This is a genomic window from Actinophytocola xanthii (assembly GCF_001921205.1).
Classification (GTDB): Bacteria; Actinomycetota; Actinomycetes; order Mycobacteriales; family Pseudonocardiaceae; genus Actinophytocola; species Actinophytocola xanthii.
The window spans coordinates 1-17,993 of the sequence record NZ_MSIE01000012.1; the positions used below are offsets into that span (position 1 = coordinate 1).

The 17,993-nt window shown below is 73.4% G+C and carries 13 protein-coding genes and 1 pseudogene; 8 read left to right on the forward strand and 6 right to left on the reverse strand.

All coding sequences use genetic code 11. From position 1 onward, the window contains the following. Positions 1 to 1,774: pseudogene (locus BU204_RS40650) on the reverse strand (hypothetical protein); the annotation flags it as partial. Positions 1,775 to 1,872: 98 nt separating this feature from the next. On the opposite strand from BU204_RS40650, the gene dxs reads away from it, so the two are divergent. The 3 genes from dxs to BU204_RS08515 are packed head-to-tail and all read left to right on the forward strand — an operon-like array spanning position 1,873 to position 5,667. After that, positions 1,873 to 3,804: a 1-deoxy-D-xylulose-5-phosphate synthase gene (gene dxs / locus BU204_RS08505; RefSeq protein WP_075125056.1), complete on the forward strand. Its 1,932-nt coding sequence runs from the start codon at positions 1,873 to 1,875 to the stop codon at positions 3,802 to 3,804. Positions 3,805 to 3,856: 52 nt separating this feature from the next. Next, positions 3,857 to 4,540, forward strand: coding sequence for a response regulator transcription factor (locus tag BU204_RS08510; protein WP_075125039.1), 684 nt, complete (start codon positions 3,857 to 3,859; stop codon positions 4,538 to 4,540). Further along, positions 4,537 to 5,667 (forward strand): sensor histidine kinase, encoded by a 1,131-nt coding sequence (locus tag BU204_RS08515; RefSeq protein WP_075125040.1) that lies wholly within the window; start codon positions 4,537 to 4,539, stop codon positions 5,665 to 5,667. Before BU204_RS08510 ends, BU204_RS08515 begins: the two co-directional genes overlap by 4 nt. A 6-nt stretch (positions 5,668 to 5,673) precedes the next feature. Here the strand turns inward: BU204_RS08515 and BU204_RS08520 are convergent, their stop codons facing one another. The 3 genes from BU204_RS08520 to BU204_RS08530 all read right to left on the reverse strand — a co-directional run bounded on the left by BU204_RS08520 (position 5,674) and on the right by BU204_RS08530 (position 8,587). Continuing rightward, entirely contained in the window at positions 5,674 to 6,507 is an 834-nt protein-coding gene (locus BU204_RS08520) for a DUF72 domain-containing protein (RefSeq protein ID WP_075125041.1), read from the reverse strand. Between the two features lie 4 nt (positions 6,508 to 6,511). Then, positions 6,512 to 7,753 carry an HRDC domain-containing protein gene (locus BU204_RS08525; RefSeq protein WP_075125042.1) on the reverse strand — a complete coding sequence of 414 codons (1,242 nt, stop codon included), beginning with the start codon at positions 7,751 to 7,753 and terminating at the stop codon, positions 6,512 to 6,514. Between the two features lie 117 nt (positions 7,754 to 7,870). Next, positions 7,871 to 8,587 (reverse strand): response regulator, encoded by a 717-nt coding sequence (locus BU204_RS08530; protein ID WP_075125043.1) that lies wholly within the window; start codon positions 8,585 to 8,587, stop codon positions 7,871 to 7,873. 254 nt (positions 8,588 to 8,841) lie between these two features. Here BU204_RS08530 and BU204_RS08535 point away from each other — a divergent pair, with 254 nt between their 5' ends. Beyond that, positions 8,842 to 9,993 (forward strand): dipeptidase, encoded by a 1,152-nt coding sequence (locus tag BU204_RS08535; protein ID WP_075125044.1) that lies wholly within the window; start codon positions 8,842 to 8,844, stop codon positions 9,991 to 9,993. A gap of 24 nt (positions 9,994 to 10,017) precedes the next feature. On the opposite strand, the gene BU204_RS08540 is transcribed toward BU204_RS08535, so the two are convergent. Beyond that, complete coding sequence (locus BU204_RS08540; protein WP_075125045.1) at positions 10,018 to 10,581, reverse strand: DUF3000 domain-containing protein; 564 nt, start codon at positions 10,579 to 10,581, stop codon at positions 10,018 to 10,020. Between the two features lie 164 nt (positions 10,582 to 10,745). Between BU204_RS08540 and hemE the strand changes: the two genes are divergently transcribed. Genes hemE through BU204_RS08560 form a run of 4 tightly spaced genes read left to right on the forward strand, consistent with a single transcriptional unit; the run spans position 10,746 to position 14,699 of the window. After that, positions 10,746 to 11,804 (forward strand): uroporphyrinogen decarboxylase, encoded by a 1,059-nt coding sequence (hemE, locus tag BU204_RS08545; RefSeq protein ID WP_075125046.1) that lies wholly within the window; start codon positions 10,746 to 10,748, stop codon positions 11,802 to 11,804. Continuing rightward, positions 11,801 to 13,228, forward strand: coding sequence for a protoporphyrinogen oxidase (hemG, locus tag BU204_RS08550; protein ID WP_075125047.1), 1,428 nt, complete (start codon positions 11,801 to 11,803; stop codon positions 13,226 to 13,228). The genes hemE and hemG overlap by 4 nt, the downstream gene beginning before the upstream one ends. 15 nt (positions 13,229 to 13,243) lie before the next feature. Then, entirely contained in the window at positions 13,244 to 13,933 is a 690-nt protein-coding gene (gene hemQ, locus BU204_RS08555) for a hydrogen peroxide-dependent heme synthase (RefSeq protein ID WP_075125048.1), read from the forward strand. A 13-nt stretch (positions 13,934 to 13,946) separates the two neighbouring features. Further along, a complete protein-coding gene (locus tag BU204_RS08560; protein WP_075125049.1) occupies positions 13,947 to 14,699 on the forward strand; it encodes a metallophosphoesterase in 753 nt (250 codons plus the stop codon). Here the strand turns inward: BU204_RS08560 and BU204_RS08565 are convergent. After that, positions 14,681 to 17,944, reverse strand: a complete 3,264-nt coding sequence (locus BU204_RS08565; protein ID WP_158073418.1) for a S8 family serine peptidase — start codon at positions 17,942 to 17,944, stop codon at positions 14,681 to 14,683. The two genes, BU204_RS08560 and BU204_RS08565, sit on opposite strands and share 19 nt — an antisense overlap. Between the last annotated feature and the right edge of the window lie 49 nt (positions 17,945 to 17,993).

A 17,993-nucleotide genomic window follows, 5' to 3' on the forward strand; every position in this document is an offset into this window, starting at 1 on the left:
GCGGGCTGCTGTCGCCGCCGCGCCGGCCCGCCGGTCCGGGGGGCGGGGCGTCGGCCGGGTCGAGCAGGGCGGGCGGGGTCGGGCGGGGTGGGACGTCCAGCGGCGGGATCGGGCCCACGGCCCGCAGGCGGCGCACCGAGGGCGTCTCGTCGGTGAACGAGCCGGGCTCGTCCAGCGGCGGGGCGGCGGGCTCCTCGCCGGGGCGTACGGCGCGCAGGCGCCTTCCCGTCAGCGGGTCCGCGGGGACCGTCCACGAGCCGGGGCTCTGCTCGGCGGCGGGGTGCGGTGCGGGAGTGGGTCCCTCGGCGGAGGCGCTCGCGCCGGTGGGCTCGTCGGCGGGCCGCTGGCCCGAGGGATGGCCGGAGGCCCGGCGTCGGCCGGTGGTCTCCTCGGGAGCGGGTTCGAGGGCTCGGCGTCGGCCGGTGGGCTCCTCCGGAGCGGGCTCGCCGGCCCGGCGTCGGCCGGTGGGTTCGGCGACCGGGGGGTTCTGCCCGGTGGGCTGGTCGATGGGTCCGCGTCGACCGGCGGGGTCCTCGGTGGGGTGGGCGGGGCCAGGTAGGTCGACGGCCCGGCGTCGGCCGGTGGGTTCGTCGGCGGCCCGGCGGCGGCCGCCCGGCTCGTTGTTCGGGCCCGGGGGCGGGGCGACCGGACGGTTCCGGCCGGAGGGCTGGTCGGCGCCGGGAGCCGGGGCACCCCCGCCGGCGCCGGCGGGCTCGCCGAACGGGCGGAACCGGCCGGAGGGCTGCTCGGCCGGCCGCCCCGGGCCCGGGTGCTCACCGGGGGACCGGCGGGGTTCCTCGGCCGCGCGGCTCGGCCCCGTCGGCTCGTTGAACAGCCGGCTCGCACCCGAGGGCCGACCCGCGAGCGGGTCCTCGACGGGGCGGGGTGGCCCGGGCTCCTCCGGCGCGGAACGGCCGGCGGGCGGCTCGAGGTCGTCGGGGTCCGGAAGGTGGAAGGTGCCGGACGAGTCGACCAGCGACGGGGGCTCCACCACCTCGAACGCGCCGGAGGACGTGACCGGCGGCTCCGGCTGGCCGGAGTCGGACGGGTCCGGGCGGTGCTCCTCGTCGACGGCTGGGCGTTCGCTGGTGAGCGTGTGGCCGTTGCGGGGCGTCTCCGGGTGCGGGGGGCGGAACGGCGGGAACGTCTGGGTCGCCGCCCCCACCGGCTCCGGCTGGGGGGCCGGCTCCGGGCGGAACGGGGGGAGGCGCGCGAAGCCGGGATCGATCCGCGCGGTGGCCATCGTCCGCTGCGCCCAGGCTCGCGCCCGGCTCAACGGATGGTCGGGGAACTGGGCGTCCCACCGGGCGTCGTCGGCCACGTGCCAGGGCAGGCGGCCGACCACCTCGGGGGCGTACGGGTGCGGGCGGACACCTCCCTCCGGCCCCACCTGGGCGTGCACCGCGGCCTCCCGCACCCCGATCGCCTCCTCCTCGGCGCACTGGATGCGGAGCACGACGCTGCACGTCGCCTTCGGGACGGTGAAGGCGGCAATGAACGCCTGGCCCGTCTCCTGGTTGGGAATAGGCACCTTGAGCAGCTGCAACAGGGTCGGTACCTGGTCGACGAACACCACGTGTGCCTCGATGAGCGCACCCACCTCGGCGGTCTCCACCGCCAACCGCTGGCGCAGGCGCGGCAGGTCCTCCAAGGCCGCGGGCAGGTCGGGAACCAGTCCGATGTAGGTCAAGCTCACCTGGTCCCCGGTCCGTGGGTCGAACCACGTCCGCTCGTCGTACTGCTCCATTCCGGAGGTGTCGAAGACAACGGGCACGGGGGGAGTCTAGGGCGGGCCCTCCGGTTGGTGGACGCTCGTAGACTGGCCGTGCTCCCCGTCCCCCGAACTCGACCCCGAAATCGAGGTGACCAGTGGTGACCGACCACCCGAGTCTGCTCGCGTCCCTACACGGACCCGCCGACCTCAAGCGGCTGTCCGCCGAGGACCTGACCAGGCTCGCGACCGAGATCAGGGAGTTCCTGGTCGACAAGGTCACCACGACCGGCGGCCATCTCGGGCCCAACCTCGGGGTGGTCGAGCTGACCATGGCCATCCACCGGGTCTTCGACTCTCCGAAGGACTCGGTGATCTTCGACGTGGGGCACCAGGCCTACGTGCACAAGGTCGTCACCGGACGCCAGGCCGAGTTCGACTCGCTGCGCCAGCGCGACGGGCTCTCCGGCTACCCCAGCCAGGCCGAGAGCGAGCACGACCTGGTGGAGAACAGCCACGCCTCCACCGCACTGTCCTACGCCGACGGCCTGGCCAAGGCCTACGAGCTGCGCGGCGAGCGCCGGCACGTGATCGCCGTGGTCGGCGACGGCGCGCTCACCGGCGGCATGTGCTGGGAGGCACTCAACAACATCGCCGCCGGCAAGGACCGGCCGATGGTCATCGTCGTCAACGACAACGGGCGCTCCTACTCGCCGACCATCGGCGGGCTCGCCGACCACCTCACCACGCTGCGCCTGCTGCCCAACTACGAGCGCGCTCTCGAGGGCGGCAAGCGGATGCTGCAGGGCACGCCGGTCGTCGGCAAGCCCCTCTACGCCGCCCTGCACGCCGCCAAGCGCGGCATCAAGGACGCGCTCAGCCCGCAGATGATGTTCGAGGACCTCGGCCTGAAGTACCTGGGCCCGGTCGACGGGCACGACTTCGCCGCGCTGGATGCCGCGCTGCGCCGGGCCAAGGAGTTCGGCGGCCCGGTCATCGTGCACGCGGTCACCTGCAAGGGCCGCGGCTTCCCCCTCGCCGAGAACGACGAGGTGGACCAGATGCACCAGACCGACCCGATCGACCCGGTCACCGGCAAGCCGACCTCGGTCCGCGGCGCCACCTGGACCTCGGTGTTCGCCGAGGAGATGGTGCGCATCGGGGAGTCCCGGCCGGACGTCGTGGCGATCACCGCGGCCATGCTGCGCTCGGCGGGCCTCGAGCCGTTCGCCCAGGCCCATCCGGAGCGTTGCTTCGACGTCGGCATCGCCGAGCAGCACGCGGTGACCTCGGCCGCCGGCATGGCGATCGCCGGCCTGCACCCGGTTGTCGCGATCTACTCGACGTTCCTCAACCGCGCGTTCGACCAGATGCTGATGGACGTCGCGCTGCACCGGCTGCCGGTCACCGTGGTGCTGGACCGGGCGGGGATCACCGGGCCCGACGGGGCGAGCCACCACGGCATGTGGGACCTGTCGATCCTCGGCGCGCTGCCCGGCGTGCGGATCGCCGCGCCGCGCGACGCCGGCACCCTCCGCGAGGAGCTGCGGGAGGCGGTCGCGGTGACCGACGGTCCGACCGTGCTGCGTTATCCCAAGGCGTCGGTCGGCCCGGACATCGCAGCGCTGGAGCGGCGCGGCGTGGTCGACGTCCTACGCCGGCCCACCGAGGGCAGGCACGTGCTGCTGGTGACCGTCGGGGCGTTCGCCGAGCTCGGCCTCGCCGCCGCCGAGCGCCTCGCCGACCAGGGCATCGGGGTGACCGTGGTCGACCCGCGCTGGGTGGTCCCGGTTCCGCCCGAGCTGGTCGAGTTGGCCGCCGAGCACCGGCTGGTGGTCACCGTCGAGGACGGCGGCCGGCACGGCGGCGTCGGCTGGACGCTGGCCGCGGCCCTGCGCGACGCCGATGTGGACGTTCCGCTGCGCGACATCGCGATCCCGCAGGAGTTCCACCCCCAGGGCTCCCGCGCCGAGGTGCTTGTCCGGTTGGGACTCACCGCTCAGCAGGTCGCGCGCAGGGTCACCGAGTGGACCGTCGACCGCATCGGAGAGGTGGCCGCGGCACAGGCCAGGGCCACCGCCAGCGAGGCCTGAGCACCGCCGGGGGGCGTGGGCACCGCGATCGCGCCTGTGGCACCGTGGTGACGTGCGCATTCTGATCGTCGAGGACGAGGAGCCCCTGGCCGAGGCGGTGGCCAGGGGCCTGCGCCGGGAGGGCATGGCCGTCGACGTCGCGCTGACCGGCGACGAGGGCCACGAGAAGGCCGCGGTCACCCGCTACGACGTGGTCGTGCTCGACCGGGACCTGCCGGGCATGTCCGGCGACGAGCTGTGCCGCGAGATCGTCAGCTCCGGCGCGCTGACCCGGGTGATCATGCTCACCGCCTCCGGCTCGGTCGCCGACCGGGTGGAGGGGCTGTCGCTGGGGGCCGACGACTACCTCGCGAAGCCGTTCGCGTTCGACGAGCTGGTCGCGCGCGTCCGTGCGCTGGCGCGGCGGTCGACCCCGGTCACCCCGCCGGTGCTGCGGGCCGGCGACCTCGAGCTGGACCCCGCCCGCCGCACGGTCACCAGGGCCGGCACGCCGGTCGAGCTGACCCGCAAGGAGTTCGGGGTCCTGGAGGTGCTGCTCGCCGCGTCCGGGTCGGTGGTCAGCAGCGAGGAGCTGCTGGAGCGCGTGTGGGACGAGCACGCCGACCCGTTCACCACCACGGTCCGAGTGACGGTCATGACGTTGCGCAAGAAGCTCGGTGAGCCGGGGATCATCGACACGGTCGTCGGCTCCGGCTACCGCGTGCCCGCCGCGGCGGGCGGCGCCGAGCAGGGGTGACCAGAGTCCGGCGCGGTCCCGGCCTGCGGGTCAGGATCACGCTGCTCGCGACCGCACTGGCCGCGGCGGTCGCCGCCCTGCTGCTCTGGCTCGCCTGGATGCTCGCCGGCGGGGCCGTCGCGGTCCCGTCGCTGCCGGCGGGCACCACGATCGACGTCGACGGCGTTCCGGTGCGGCCGCAGGACCTCGCCGAGGTGCTGCGGGACCAGGCGCGGTTCCAGGTGCTGGTCGCCGGGTCCATCGCGTTCGGCTGCGTGCTGGTCGCCGCGGCCCTGCTGGCCTGGACGTTCACTGGCCGGATGCTCCGGCCGCTGCGCGAGGTCACCGGGACCGCGCGGCGGCTGTCGGCGGAGTCGCTTGGCGAGCGCATCGCGCTGCGCGGCCCGCGCGACGAGGTGGCCGAGCTGGCCGACACGTTCGACGCCATGCTCGACCGCCTCCAGGCCACCTTCTCCGCCCAGCGCCAGTTCGTCGCCAACGCCAGCCACGAGCTGCGCACCCCGCTGTCGGTGATCCGCACCGAGCTCGACGTGACGCTGTCCGACCCGGACGCCGACGCCGAGGAGCTGCGCCGGATGGCCGGCGTGGTGCGCGAGGCGAACATGCGCGCCGCGCAGCTTGTCGAGGCGTTGCTGCTGCTGGCCAGAACCGACGGCCTGGGGATCGGGGTCGTCGAGCCGGTGGACCTGTCCGGCGCTGTCGCCTCGGCCTGGCAACCGGTCGCCGCCGAGGCGTCCCGGCGGCGCCTGACGATGGTGTTCCACGACCTGCCCGCGCCCGTCGCCGGCGACCCCGCTCTGCTCGAGCGGGTCGCCGGGAACCTGCTGGAGAACGCGGTGCGGCACAACGTGGATGGCGGCTGGATCGAGGTCTGGACCGGCGCGAGCGCGGAGTGGGCGAGCCTGCGGGTCTCCTCCTCCGGCACGGGGGTGGATCCGGAGCGGGTGAACGAGCTGTTCGAGTCCTTCCGCCGGGGCGGCGTGGACCGGACCGCCCACTCGGGCACCGGTCTTGGGCTGTCGATCGTGCGCGCGGTGGTGCTCGCCCACCGCGGCACGGTGTCCGCCGAGGCCGTCCCCGGTGGCGGCCTCACCGTGACCGTCCACCTCCCGGCCGCCCACCTGTGAACTGTGTCAGGCCGGTGGCCAGGCGAGCTCCAGGCGGGCACCCAGGGCGATGGCGTCCGCCGGGGCCTTGACCTTGGCGTCGTTGTCGAAGTAGGCGTAGGCGTCCAGGCCGTCGGCTGTCCAACGGCGGATCCGGGCGGCCAGGCGGTCGAGAGCGTCGTCGGTGTAGCCGCTGGTGTAGAGCTCGGTACTGCCGTGCAGGCGCACGTAGGCGAAGTCGGCCGTGACGTGCTCCAGGTAGGGCCAGGCCGCCGCGGCGTCGGCGATCACCAGGCCGATGCCGTGCTCGCGCAGCACGTCCAGGAACGCCGGGTCGGTGAAGCTCTGGTGGCGCACCTCCAGGGCGTGCCGCAGCGGAGCGTGCGTTCGCGCGACGGTCAGCGCCCTGCCCTCCAGGCGTTCGTCGTGCCGGGTGGCCAGCTCCGCGGCGGCGGTGGTGGTCCGCGGGAGCATCGCGAAGAACGCCGCGAGCTGGTCGGCGTCGAACGGCAGGCTCGGCGGCAGCTGCCACAGGAACGGCCCGAGCTTCTCGCCGAGGGCGAGCACCCCCGAGGCGAAGAAGTTCGCCAGCGGCGCGTCGATGTCGCGCAGCCGCTTCATGTGCGTGATGAACCGGCCGCCCTTGACCGCGAACTCGAACCCGTCCGGCGTCTGCTCGCGCCAGCTCTGGTAGCTGGCGGGGCGCTGGAGCGAGTAGAACGAGCCGTTGATCTCGACCGAGTTGACCTTGCTCGACAGGTACTCCAGCTCGCGGCGGTGCGGCAGCTTCGGTGGGTAGAACACGCCGCGCCACGGCGGGTAGAGCCACCCGGACGTGCCGATCCGGACTCGACCTGCCACGACGTCAGCCGCTGCCCTTGAGCGCGGTCGCCAGGGCGTCCCCGGTGAGCCTGATCTGCCACTCCCTGGCCCCGCCCGCGCGTAACGCCTCGGTCACCGAGTCGGTGGACAGCGGCTCCGGCGGGCGCCAGCAGGTGCGGCGGACCAGCTCGGGCTGGAGCAGGTTCTCGATCGGCAGCCGGTGCTCCTCGGCGATCACGGTCAGCTGGGCGCGCACCGCGGCCAGCCGCGCGGCAGCCGCCGGATCGCGGTCACCCCAGCGGTTGGGCGGCGGGGGACCCTCGTGCGGCGGCGAGGGGTCGGGCAGCTCGGAGCGGGACAGCGCGGCCGCCTCCCGCAGCGCGCGCACCCACAGCTCGGCGATCCGCCGCTGCGAGCGGCCCTTGAACACCGGCAGGCGCAGCAGGTCGGTCTCGTTGTCCGGCGCGGCGATCGCCGCCTGCACGATCGAGGTGTCCGGCAGCACGCGGCCGGGCGCGATGTCACGCTGCCTGGCCAGCTGGTCCCGGGCCTCCCAGAGGGCGCGGACCGCGGCCAGGCCGCGCGGGGTGCGCACCCGGTGGATGCCCGACGTGCGCCGCCACGGCTCGGCGCGCGGCGGCGGGGGCGGGGCCACCCGCAACGCCTCGAACTCCTCCAGCGCCCACTCGAGCTTGCCCTGCTCGGCGAGCTCGGCCTCGAGGGCGTCCCGCAGCTCGACCAGCAGCTCGACGTCCAGGGCGGCGTAGTCGAGCCACTCCTGGGGCAGCGGACGGCGCGACCAGTCGGCCGCCCCGTGCCCCTTCTCCAGCCGGTAGCCGAGCAGCAGCTCGACGAGCGTGCCCAGCGCGACCCGCTCGTAGCCGGCCAGCCTTCCGGCGAGCTCGGTGTCGAACAGCCGCGCGGGCGCCAAGCCCAGCTCGGCGAGGCACGGCAGGTCCTGGGAGGCGGCGTGCAACACCCACTCGGTGTCGGCCAAGGCCGCGATGAGGGGGTCGATGCGGTCGTTCAACGCGACCGGGTCGACGAGGACCGTGCCCGCGCCCTGGCGGCGGACCTGGACGAGGTACGCGCGTTGGGAGTACCGGTAGCCGGAGGCGCGCTCGGTGTCCACCGCGATCGCTCCCCGACCGCCGGCGAGCGCCGCCGCGGCGGCGCGCAGCGCCTCGGGCGTCGCGACCACGTCCGGCGTGCCGTCCACAGGTTGGGTCAGCAGAGCCGGCTCCGGCCGCTCCTCCCCGTCAGTTCCCGTCCCCGAATCGCCCACGCCGGATGACCATACGGGACGGGCGCACTCGACGTGCGCCTAACGTGGACGAACGGGTCGAACACCGGCGGATCGGGGAGCGCACTGTGCCCCGCGCCCCGATCCGCCGAGCGTCGATCAGCGGATCACACCGGCCCGCATGGCCAGCGCGACCATCTGTGCCCGGTCGCCGGTGCCCAGCTTCCGGCCGATCCTGGAGAGATGGCTCTTCACCGTCAGAGCCGACAGGTTGAGCCCCTCTCCGATCTCCTTGTTGGACTGTCCGTCCGCGACGAGCTGGAGAACCTCCACCTCACGCGCCGACAGCTCGCGCGGGGTGTTGTCCGTGCCGGGGACCCGCGTGCCCGTGGCGAGGATTGGCGCGACGCTCGGGTCGGCGTAGACGCCGCCTTCGAGCACTCGCCGCACCCCGTCGGTCACGACCACCGGCGAGGCCGACTTCAGCAGGTATGCCTGGGCACCTGCCTGGAAGGCCGAACGCACGGCGTACGGATCGTCCGAGGACGCCAGCACCACGATCCGCGGCCAACCCTGGCTGCGGAGCTCGGTGACCAGCTCGATTCCACTGCCGTCCGGCAGACCGAGATCGAGGATCGCCAGGTCGCACGGCCCGGTGGCCAGCGCTCGCGCCCTCGCTTCGGCCACCGTGGCAGCCTCGTGAACGGTGCCCGCACCCATCTGGGTCAACCGGGCAGCTATCGCCTCCCTCAACAACGGATGGTCATCGACCACCAGCACCGAGAACAGCTCTTCCCGCGGGTGCGGGACCATGTTCGCCGGCAACACGCCGGCTGGCGTGGTACGAACGGCCTGACCTAAGCCGACGGCAGCCACGTCACTACCTCCCTGGAGTCGGTCGTGCCCCCCGACCTACACCGGGACCTTCGGCCGAACAGCCGCGCCGCCATTGGACCGAAAGTGGTGTTGACGAAGGCAGCCTAGCCCCCCAAGCGGGTTAGCGGGATGATCAATTCGTTATCTATCCAATCGAGACATCACTCGAGGGGAAGGGTGTAACACGATCGGGTGATGATGAGGTAGTGATGTAACGGAGACGTCTCGCAATGCGATGAAACGGAGTCATAGTTGTGCGGAAGAGTGACGACGGGCGCGCTCGGCGGTTGCTGGGGTCCACTCCTCTGGTCGACGGACACAACGACCTCCCCTGGGCGCTGCGGTCGCTGCCGGGTGCCGACATCGCCCGCGCGGACGGCTTCGGCGTCGACCTGACCCAGCCCCAGCCCGGGCTGCACACCGATCTCGGGCGGCTGCGCGCCGGTGGTGTCGGCGTCCAGTTCTGGTCGGTCTACGTGCCGTGCCGGCTCACCGGCGACGCCGCGGTGGCCGCCGTCGTCCAACAGGCCGAGCTGGTCCACACGCTCGCCGAGCGCTACCCGGAGCACCTGCGGGTCGTGTGCACGGCCGCGGAGGCCCGCGCGGCGTTCGCGGACGGCCGGATCGCCTCGATGCTCGGCGCCGAGGGCGGGCACTGCATCAACTCCTCGCTCGGCGTGCTCCGCGCGCTCCACCGGCTCGGCGTCCGGTACATGACGCTCACCCACAACGAGAACGTGCCGTGGGCCGACTCGGCCACCGACGAGCCCGCGGTCGGCGGCCTGAACGACTTCGGCCGCGAGGTGGTCGCGGAGATGAACCGGATCGGCATGCTCGTCGACCTCTCGCACGTGGCCGCGACCACGATGCGTGACGCGCTGGACACGAGTACCGCCCCCGTGATCTTCAGCCACTCCTCGTGCCGGGCGGTCACCGACCACCCCCGCAACGTCCCCGACGACGTGCTGGCGCGGCTGGCCGCCAACGGCGGCGTCTGCATGGTGACCTTCGTCCCCTCGTTCGTCTCCAGCGCCCGGGCCGAGCGCGACGCCGAGCTGCGGGAGGCCATGGTCGCGGCCGGGGTCGACCACCGGGACGTCGACGCGCGACAGGCCTTCGCCGGGACCTGGTCCGGGCCGGCCCTCCCGCCGGTCGGCGTCGAGGACGTCGTGGCGCACGTGGAGCACGCCAGGGAGGTCGCCGGCATCGACCACATCGGCATCGGCGGCGACTACGACGGCGTGGACGCCCTGCCCGACGGGCTGGAGGACGTGAGCGGCTATCCGGCCCTGTTCGAGGCCCTGCTCGACCGCGGCTGGAGCGAGCGGGACTGCGCCAAGCTCGCCGGCGAGAACGCGCTGCGCGCCCTGGCCGACGCCGAGCAGGTGGCCGCCGCGAGTCGGTGAGCGCGAGGACGCGCCCTGCCCCAGCTAACCGCCCTGTCGCTGCGAGAACACGGAGACGCCCACCGGCGGCAGGCCGACGACGCTGGCCATCAGGTCGCAGAAGGCCTCGCCGTGCGGGGCCAGGGCGGCGTCCAGCGGTGTCCAGGAGGCCCGCAGCTCGAGGTCGTCGGTCCTGGCCGGACCGGAGATGTCGCCGAAGCGGGCCGAGGACGTGTCGGTGACGGTCCCGCCGAGCGCGGTGTACCTCGCCCCGGTGGAGGTCAGCGCGTCGGTCAGCCAGGACCAGCCGACGGTCGGCAGCAGCGGGTCGTCCGCGAGCTCGGCGTCCAGCTCCGCCCGGACGTAGGCCACCAGCCGCAGCACGCCGTTCCAGGACTCCTGGCCCTCCGGGTCGTGCAGCAGGACCAGCCGCCCGGTGGCGAGCACGTCTGCCGGGCCGGTGACCTCAGCGGTGATCGCGAACGCCCAGGGGGCGAGGCGCTGGGGAGCGCGCACGACGCCCAGCTGCAACTCGGGCCGGGGGCGCAGCGATCTCAGCGCCGCGACGGCCTGCGAGAACAGTTCCGGCGCTGCCGACGTTCTGGTCACGACTCGTAACTTTAGGACCACCCGTGTCGGTGAGCGTGACGCCGCGCCGGAGACGATCAGGAGTTGGTACGTACCCAGAGTTGGAGCGGCCAAACCTACTCCCTCGCGCGGGCCGCTCGGCTCCCCGCCGTCCCTCACGCGGCCCGTGGCACCATGCACCTGCTATGACTTCCGCGCCAGACACCGCCCCCCGCGCCACCACGGCACCGCTGCTGGTGGCAGCCGCGGGCGGAACCCCAGCCCATCCGCCCGTCTGGTTCATGCGCCAGGCCGGCCGGTCGCTGCCCGAGTACCGCGACGTCCGCAGGGACGTCCCGATGCTGACGGCCTGCTTCACCCCGGACCTGGTCTGCGAGATCACGATGCAGCCGGTGCGCCGGCACGGCGTGGACGCGGCGATCCTGTTCAGCGACATTGTCGTCCCGCTGGTCGCCGCGGGCATCGACGTCGACATCGTGCCCGGCACGGGCCCGGTGGTGGCCGCCCCGGTCCGCACCTCGCAGGCCGTCGCCGGCCTGCCGGGGCTCGCTCCCGAGCAGCTCGCGCCGGTGGCCGAGGCCGTGCGGCTGCTGCGGGCCGAGCTGGGCGAGACGCCGCTGATCGGGTTCGCCGGCGCCCCGTTCACGCTGGCGTCCTACCTGATCGAGGGCGGCCCGAGCCGCCACCACGAGCGCACCAAGGCGCTCATGTACTCCGACCCGGACACCTGGCACGCGCTGCTGGGGGCGCTCGCCGGCATCACCCGGACCTTCCTCGAGGTGCAGATCGCCGCCGGGGTGTCGGCGGTGCAGCTGTTCGACTCCTGGGCCGGCGCGCTGTCCGAGCGGGACTACCGGGAGTTCGTCCTGCCGCACTCGTCGGCCGTGCTGGCCGCCGTCGAGGGGGTGCCGCGGATTCACTTCGGCGTCGGCACCGGCGAGTTCCTCCCGGCCATGCGGGAGGCGGGCGCGGACGTCGTCGGCGTGGACTGGCGGGTCCCGCTGGACGAGGCGGTGCGCCGGCTGACCGTGCCCGGCCGCCCCGCCCCGGTCGTGCAGGGCAACCTCGACCCGGCCGTGCTGTTCGCGGACTTCGACGTGGTGGAGCGCGAGGTGCGCCGCGTCGTCGCCGAGGGCCGGGCCGCGGGCGGACACATCGTCAACCTGGGCCACGGCGTCCTGCCCGACACCGACCCGACCCTGCTGACGCGGGTCGTCGACCTCGTGCACAGCCTGGCGCCGTGACCGGTTCGACCAACCGTCCCGCTCAGGTCGTGGTCGTCGGCGGGGGAGTGTCGGGGCTGACCGCGGCCTACCGGCTGCGGCGCCTGCTCGGCGACGGTGCGCGGATCACGCTGGTCGAGCAGGCTCGCCTGCTGGGCGGGAAGCTGCGCACGGTCGAGGTGGGCGGCGTGCCGACCGACGTGGGCGCCGAGGCCTTCGTGCTGCGCAACCGGTCCGCCGTCGACCTGGTGGCCGAGCTGGGGCTCGGCGACCGGCTGTTCCACCCCGGGCCGGCGCCGGCGACGGTCCGGGCCGGCGGACGCACCGTGCCGCTGCCGAGGCGGACCTACCTCGGCGTGCCGGCCGACGCGGACGGGGTTCGCGAGGTGCTCTCGCCGGAGGCCGCGAGCCGGGTCGAGGCGGAGGAGTCGCTGCCGCCGCTGGAGCTGGCCGAGGACGAGGACGTGTCGGTGGGCGAGGTGCTCGGCCGCCGCTTCGGCCGCGAGCTGGTCGACGACCTGGTCGAGCCGCTGCTCGGCGGTGTCTACGCCGGACGCGCGGACCTGCTCGGGCTGCGGGCCACGATGCCGGCGCTGGTCGCCGGGCTCGACCGGGCCGGTGGGTCGTTGCGCCGCGCGGCCGCGGCCATCCTCGGGCCGCCGTCCGGCGGCGCCCGTCCGCCCGTGTTCGCCGCACTGCGCGGCGGGATGGGCGTGCTGGTCGGGGAGCTGGCCAGGCGGTCCGGCGCGGAGCTCCGGCTGGGCTACCCGGTGCGGGAGCTCACCAGGGACGAGGGCGGCTGGCGGCTCGAGGTCGGCAGCCCCGGCCGGGCCGAGGTGCTGCATGCCGACGCCGTGGTGCTCGCGGTGCCGCCGCCGGCAGCGCGCCGGCTGCTCGCCGACGTGGCGCCCGCTGCCTCGAGCGGGTACGGCGCGGTCGAGATGGGCTCGGTGGCGGTGCTGTCGATGGTGTTGCCGGACGGGGTCGAGCTGCCCGCGAGCAGCGGGGTGCTGCTCGCGGTCGGGGAGCGGCACGCGGACGGGACGCCGTTCACGGCCAAGGCCTTCACGCACACCAGCGTCAAGTGGGGCGGCGGACCGGTTCGCCTGCGGGCCTCGCTGGGGCGGGTCGGCGAGACCGAGGTCCTGCGCCGCGACGACGAGGACCTGCTCACCGCGGTCCTGGCCGACCTGGCCGAGCTGACCGGGGTGCGCGCCCGGCCGGTGGACTGGCGGCTGACCCGCTGGGGCGGCGGTCTTCCCCAGTACGGCGTGGGCCACCTCGCCGCGGTCGCCGCGGTCGAGCGGGCGGTGGCCGAGGTGCCCGGGCTCGCCGTGGCCGGTGCCGCCCTGCGCGGTGTCGGGGTCCCGGCCTGCGTCGACACCGCGAGCGCGGCAGCCGACCGTGTCGCCGGGCACCTTCTGGCGCACGCCGCCCCGAGGTAGTGGGACGATGACGGCATGGCCCGCCTGAACTACACCGAGCTCAACGAGAAGGTCGTCTACACGATGTGGTCGGTGTTCCGCGCCGAACCCGGCCGCCTGGCCGACCGCGGCTCCGCCGCCACCGAGGTGACCGAGTACCTGGACGCGCTCGCGGGCAAGGGTGTCACCGTGCGCGGCGTGTACGACGTGGCAGCCCTGCGGGCCGACGCGGACTACCTCATCTGGTGGCACGCCGAGGAGATCGAGCAGTTGCAGGCCGCCTACAGCGGCTTCCGCCGTACCGCGCTCGGCCGCGCGTCCACTCCGGTCTGGAGCCAGGCCGCACTGCACCGGCCGGCGGAGTTCAACAAGAGCCACATCCCGGCGTTCGTCGCCGGTGAGCCGGCTCGCCGGTACGTCTGCGTCTACCCGTTCGTCCGGTCCTACGAGTGGTACCTGCTGCCCGACGAGGAGCGCCGCGACATGCTCGCCGAGCACGGGCGGATGGCACGCGACTACCCGGACGTGCGGGCCAACACCGTGCCCGCGTTCGCCCTCGGCGACTACGAGTGGATCCTGGCCTTCGAGGCCGACGCGCTCGACCGGATCGTCGACCTCATGCGCGAGCTGCGGGCCAGCCGGGCGCGCCGGCACGTCCGCGAGGAAGTGCCGTTCTACACCGGCCCGATGGTGCCGCCGGCCGAGCTGGTCGCGAACCTGCCCTGAGTACGCTACGGCGGTGATCATCGGCCACGTCAGCGACCTGCACTTCGGCCACGACCTCGACGGCGACGGCGGAGCACGGGCGACCCGCCGAGCACACCAGGTGCTCGACTACCTCGAGCGCCTCCCGGGCGAGGTCGACGTCCTGCTGGTCACCGGCGACATCGCAGACCACGGGTTACCGGCCGAGTACTTCGAGGCGGCCCGACTGCTCGGCGCCTCCCGGTTCCCGGTGCTCACCTGCCCTGGCAACCACGACGAGCGTTCCGCCTACCGGGCGGTCTTCCCGGACGGCCGGGCGGACGGGCCGGTCAACCAGGTGCACCGGGTGGCCGGGGCGACGTTCGCGATGTGCGACTCGAGCATTCCCGGCCGTGCGGACGGCCTGCTCGACGAGGAGACGATCGGCTGGTTGGACGAGGTGCTCTCGGCCGTGCCGCGGGAGGAGCCGGCGTTCGTCTGCTTCCACCATCCGCCGGTGCGCCTGGAAGTTCCGTTCGTCGACGACATCCGGCAGTTCGGCGAGGAGCGCCTGGCCGAGCTTCTCGGGCGGCACCAGCAGGTCGTCGCCGTCCTGTGTGGACACGCTCACACGGCCGCGGCCACCACCTTCGCCGGCCGCCCACTGCTGGTGGCCCCCGGCGTGGTGTCGACGATCGTGCCGCCCCTGGAGAGCGACACGATCGTCGACTACCGGTTACCGCCCGGGTTCGCCTTCCACGTCCTCACTGACGATCGCCGGCTGGTGACTCACTTCCGCAGCTTGTAGGCATCGAGGATGGTCTGGCGGACGGTGTTGCCCTCGCGGTCGGTGGCGTCCGCCCGCAGTGAGACGGTCTGGGCGTCTGCGGGGTGGTGTAGCACGGCGGTCAGGTTTGCCGTGATGCGCACCGGTTGCCAGGTCGTGCCGCGGTCGTAGGAGACCTCGACCCGGATGGACCTGGGTTTGGTCGTCGCGCCGGTCTGGTCCTGCATCCGCAGTGGCACGAGGAACTGGCGGCCGGCGGGTGCGGAGTTGGTCCTGTCCAGCTCCGGGAGGAACCTGACCGCGTTGAGCTCGATCGCCACCGGCTCCTTTCCGTCCACATGGGAGGAGGTGAAGGTGTACTCGGCACTGATCGACGTCGTCGTGTCGAACATCGCCGGGCGGGTGGCCGTTGTCACCAGGTGGTATCGGCCGGGTTCGGCGGGCAGTCCCTCGAAGGTGCCGTGGCCGGGATACGGCGTCTCGCCGAGCAGCTCGCCGCCGCGGTAGAGCTGGGTGCGCGCCGTCTCGACGGCGAGGAAGTAGCCGGCGTTGCCGGATGAGTCGCTGAACAGCGGAATGTCCACCTCGAGGGTATCGCCGGTCCGGTGGCTACGGGGGGCGTCGGTCGGCGGCAGCGCCGGGCCGAACACCGCGTAGTTGAAGCGCGGCTCGTAGGTGCGCCCGGCCCGGTACGTGGTGGGCGGCGAGGTCAGCTCCGCGATGCGTGTCTCGGACTCCGGGTGGTAGAAGCGCAGCTTCGTGGTCCAGCGCGTGCCGCCCTCGGTGGTGAGGTACTGGGTGCGGATGCCGGGCAAAGGCACGTCGAAGTCGATGCCGGACGGGAACGCGGTCCCGACGCGCGGTTCCGGGATCGCGAAGAGCTGACCGGTGACGTTCTCGGCCGAGGGACCGAAGTCGGCTCGCACGGTCGCGAGGTCCTGGGGGCGTACCACCTTGTCGAACCCGGTGGGCAGCTCGCCCTCGGGGAACCAGGACAGGCCATAGGACGAGCCGTTCCCGCCCAGCCAGTGGGTGTTGATCATGCTGATGAGCGTGGTGCCCGGCAGCACCTTCCCGACCTGCGCCGTGGAGACGGCGCTCAGGTCCTCAACGAGGAACGTCAAGCCTGTACCGAGGAGCTGGCCTTGGGCCCGGTACCCGATGTCGCCCGCCCTCAGGTCCACCTCGGCCGGGGGTGTGACGCGGATCGGCCTGGTGTGCCGCGCGTCCATGGTCACCGTGCGGGGACGGTCCACGGACAGACCCGGGGCCAGCAGGAGATGCGTGTGTCCGGTCTCCTCGTTGTACACGTGGACGTCGAGCAGGTACTGGCCCTTGGGCAGGCGGAGCGTGGTCGTACCGCCCTCGCCGTAGATGTCCGGGGTGTAGAGACGGTTGTCCATCCCCGCCAACGTGAACTTGAAATCGCTCGGCTCGCCGTTGTGGTCCAGGACCTTGACCGTGAGGTCGTAGCTCTCCCCCTCGCGGGTGACCGCCAGGGGTGTTCTCGTCGTCGTTCCGGCTCCGGTCGCCACGACCGCTCCGGTGTAGACGCCGTCGGTCTCGCCGAGGCGGGTGTTGGCGGTGACGGTGACCGAGGCGGTGCCGCCGGCGGGCACGGTGAGCTTGTCGGCGCTGAGGGAGAACAGGTCGGCGGGTGCGCCGTCCGGTCCGGTGGCGTCGGCCGACAGGGTGAGCACGAGGTCGGTGTCGCCCAGGTTCTGGTAGGTGAGTTCCCGGTTGACCGGCTCGTCGTCGTGGTGGGGCCAGGCCACCGTGCCGAGGCCGAGGCTGGTCGGCTTGGTGATCAGGGTCTGGGTCAGTGCCGCGGGGATGTCGACCCGGCCGGCGCCCTGTTCGAACGGGCTCAGGGACGGGTGCGGCCGGGCCGAGGCGGAGAGGGCGGCCTTGAGCTGGGCGCCGGTCCAGTCCGGGTGCTGCTGGGCCAGCAGTGCCGCGGCGCCCGCCACGTGCGGGGCGGCCATGGAGGTGCCGGACAGGGCGGTGTAGCCGTCGGAGACGGGTTCGCCGATGGTGCCGTCGGCGTGTCGTGCGGCGACGATGTCGACGCCGGGGGCGGTGATGTCGGGTTTGATCCCGCCGTCACCGACCCGCGGCCCACGGCTGGAGAACCGGGCCAGCTCGTCGTCGCGGTCCACCGCGCCGACGGTCAGTGCGGCCGCGGCGCTGCCGGGCGAGCCGATCGTGCCAGGGTTGGGTCCGGCGTTGCCGGCGGCGATGACGAAGAGCGTGCCGTGTTCGGCGGAGAGGGTGTCGACGGCTTCCTCGAGTGGGTCGAGTTCCTCGGTGTCCTCGCCGCCCAGGCTCATGTTGACCACGTCGGCGCTCTGTTCGGTGGCCCATTCCATGCCGGCGATGATCCAGGAGTCGAGGCCCCAGCCCTCGTCGTTGAGTACCTTGCCGTCGAGGATGCGCGTTCCCGGGGCGACGCCGCGGAATCTCCCGTCGGACTTCGCGCCGGTGCCGGCGACGATCGAGGCGACGTGGGTGCCGTGTCCGACCCGGTCGACTGCGTCGGGCGAGTCGGTGAGGTTGTGTTCGGCAACCTCACGGTCGGCGAGGTCGGGATGGGTCTGGTCGACTCCGCTGTCGAGCACCGCCACCGTCGTGCCCGTGCCCGTCAGTCCCGCCTCCCAGGCGGTGGGGGCGCCGATCTGCGGGACGCTGTGCTCCAAGGTGGACTGTCGTTTGCCGTCAAGCCAGATCTTCTCGATGCCGCCGGCGGTTCGGCGGGTGGTGGTGCCGTCGGTGAGCGTTTCCCAGGTCTTGCTTCCCTTGTCGGCATTCAGGGCGACGGCGTCGATGCTGGGTAGTTCCCGGGTGACGGAGGTGGCCGCCAGCCGGGGAGCCCGTCCCTCGCCATGGGTGACGATCAGGGGGATGGTCTCCCGGGCGGCGTCGTCGTAGCCGAACTCGAGCAGCGTGGTCACGTCGAACAACCGCCGGTCCAGGCGGCCCCGCGCCACCAACCCTGCCGCATCGGTCGGGACCACGTAGTCGTGCCCGTCATGGCTGCGGACGGAGAAGGTGGTTCCCTCCCGGCCATTGCCCGGCCGGACCGATCCCACCTTTCCGTCCCGGACCACGACCTGGTCCCCGGTCACCAGCGTGACCGTGCGAACCTCGCCGGCTGTCCCCGGAACGGCCGGCGCGGCTCCCGGTGGCGCCGCGCCGGCCGCCGGGGTGGTGGCGAGCACCGACCCGAGTACTACCCCGCAGACCGCGGTTCTCCTGCTGATTCCCACCTGGCACCCTCCCTCGAGGTTGTGTCCGAGGGCCCCACGGTGCCGGGCT

Coding starts and splice junctions, on each gene's coding strand:
- hemE (WP_075125046.1), top strand. CDS start 10,746: ATGACTTCCGCGCCAGACACCGCCCCCCGCGCCACCACGGCACCGCTG.
- hemQ (WP_075125048.1), top strand. CDS start 13,244: ATGGCCCGCCTGAACTACACCGAGCTCAACGAGAAGGTCGTCTACACG.